Annotated in this window: 1 protein-coding gene; it reads left to right on the top strand. The window is 31.9% G+C overall.

What is annotated here, in order from left to right; genetic code table 11:
• The first annotated feature begins 152 nt into the window (after window positions 1-152).
• On the top strand, window positions 153-1,586 hold the full coding sequence (locus FYJ83_RS20510) for a DDE-type integrase/transposase/recombinase (RefSeq protein WP_216584747.1): 1,434 nt from the start codon (window positions 153-155) through the stop codon (window positions 1,584-1,586).
• Window positions 1,587-1,856: the final 270 nt, after the last annotated feature.

Genomic DNA, 1,856 nt, shown 5'->3' with positions numbered 1-1,856 from the left:
AGTTAGTGTAAACCTATTTATATAATTAATAGATCTATACTCTGTATTATCAAGGGTTTCAAAGTTTTTTTAAAACAAAAAACAATGACCCCCCTTTTTTTGGTATAATTGAGTCGCTAAACAAACAAATACCCAACGAAAGGTGTGTCATTGTGGACTCAATTATATCATATTTACTTTTATATAATCAATTTTTAATTTCGACTATTCGCCATTTAGTTTTATTTATTGTTAGAAATATTCCTTTACAAGATTTTAAAGATAATCATTTTAGCCCTAAATATCAAAAGTTTACTGTTGATACTGTACCAATTATTAAAAAACTTGAAACTCTTGACTACAAAACTCTTTTATCTGAATACAAAACTGAGAATGGAAAAGAGTTAAAACCTATTAAGTCACGTGGTGGTAAGTCTGTGTCTTCTGATGCTATATGCCCTCGCTGTGGTGCTCCTCATAATTATCTTTACGATAACAATGGTGGACGCGGTCAGCTTCTTTGCAAGGTTTGTGACTTTAGATTCAACAAGGATAAGGATGATTTCAGTTCTAATACTCTTGTTTGCCCTTATTGTGGCCGTGCCCTTGCTAAGAAGAAAAGTCGTAAGTTTTTTAATATACATAAGTGTGTTAACCCTAAATGCTCATTTTATCTTGATTCTCTTAAAAAGTTATCTCCTAAGGATCTTGAAGAATTTAAGGAAGATAAACAGAAATTTAAGCTTCACTATATCTACCGTGAATTCACGATTGATTTTTTTAAAGTGGATTTATCTTCTATGCCTAAAGGTTCTTTTAGCCTTGATTTCAGAAAGTTTTCTCCTCATGTAATGGGACTTTGCCTTACTTACCATGTTAACCTTGGTTTATCTACTAGAGCTACTGCAAGAGCTTTATGGGAAATTCATCAAGTCAAAATTTCTCATGTTATGGTTAGTAAATATGCTAAAACTGCTGCCACAATTGTTAAACCATTTGTTGATGATTTTGATTACAAACCAACGAATTATCTTGCTGCTGATGAAACTTATGTCAAGATAAAAGGTGTTACCCACTATGTTTGGTTTGTTATGGATGCTCTTAAAAAGTCTATTCTAGGTTATCAAGTATCTAACACTAGAAGTATAGGTCCTTGTATTTTAGCTATGCGTATGGCCTTTGATAAATTTAAAGAGTTTCCAGGACTTAAACTTAATTTTATTTCTGATGGTTACTCAGTTTACAATCTAGCAAAGCAACAATTTTTGCTTAATGATAAAGATTTTAACTTAATCCAAGTCATTGGGCTTACTAACGATGACCCTATTTCAAAAGAATATCGTTGGCTAAAACAAATTATTGAACGTCTGAACAGAACATTTAAGTTCTCTTACCAAGTTACTAATGGCTATGGTAGCGGTGAAGGTTCAGATGCCCATGTAGGCTTGTTTGTTGCTTATTACAACTTTCTTAGACCTCATTCCTATACTTATTGGGAGCCTTTAAACTCTATTAAAGAGCTTGAGGCTATTCCTAATATGCCTGGAAAGTGGCAGAAGCTTATTGAATTATCACAAAGACACATTTTAGCAAATCAAGCTTCTTAAAGACTTTTGCAAACTTTTCCTTCAACCTCAAAGCTTTTTAAACAATCGGTTTAATGGCTGTCAAATGGCTCGACCCCAAAGTTTCTGACCTCTTGACTGACATTAAATCTGTATTGTTATGCTCATAAAGAGGTTGGATGGAAAAATCCTTAAAATATCTCTTGTTTTTTATGCTTTTTTTCTTTAAAGTTCTATATTTTTTAGTAAATTTAATTTTATTTAGGCTAAATTCTTTTAATCTAGTTTTCATACTCTAGTTAACACTATCTA

Origin of the sequence: Tissierella pigra, assembly GCF_009695605.1 — a bacterium.
In the GTDB taxonomy this organism is placed as follows: domain Bacteria; phylum Bacillota; class Clostridia; order Tissierellales; family Tissierellaceae; genus Tissierella; species Tissierella pigra.
The sequence above is the reverse complement of the archived record's forward strand: the minus strand, read 5'-3'. Positions and strand labels throughout refer to the sequence as shown.